At 45.4% G+C, this 540-nt stretch carries 2 protein-coding genes; both read right to left on the reverse strand.

Annotation, left to right across the window (positions count from 1 at the left end):
* A partial coding sequence (gene tusD / locus R7Z77_RS28015) for a sulfurtransferase complex subunit TusD (RefSeq protein ID WP_318137389.1) occupies positions 1-360 on the reverse strand: 360 nt, incomplete at its 3' end.
* Positions 361-362: 2 nt separating this feature from the next.
* A partial coding sequence (locus tag R7Z77_RS28020; protein WP_318137390.1) for a helix-turn-helix domain-containing protein occupies positions 363-540 on the reverse strand: 178 nt, incomplete at its 5' end.

A 540-nucleotide genomic window follows, 5' to 3' on the forward strand; every position in this document is an offset into this window, starting at 1 on the left:
TTCGGCTAGACTGCCCAAACCCGCTTGTACAAAACCTTCTGCAAGATTATTTTGTGTTAAGCCATGTTGAGTGGCTTCATCCTCACTAATGATGCCACGACGCAGCGCTGCAGCGACACACGTTTCCAAACGCACATCATGTTCTTTAGCGAGACCTTGCCATGCTTTAGTCAAATCAAACTCATCATTAGCTGGCACACTTAACGCTGTACCGTTGATCACACCATCTTGATAAAAGAACACACTCACCAGAGTATGCCCTTGTTCAATGACTGCTTGTGCGAATTGGTATGCGCTGCGTGCCGATTCGCTGCCGTAAACAGAGCCATTTACCACCAGCGTGTAAGTTAATCCACCCACGCTTATTCGTCCTCGGTTTTACGTTGACGAATGTATAAATACACGGTGTGTTTTGAAATGTTAAGACGATCGGCAACACGGTTGATGGCATCTTTGATGTCGAAGATGCCTTTATCGTACAACTCCATCACGATCTGACGATTCTTAGTGTTGTTCGATACCGATTTATCCGCATTGATT

The organism is Vibrio sp. 1401 (assembly GCF_033340295.1).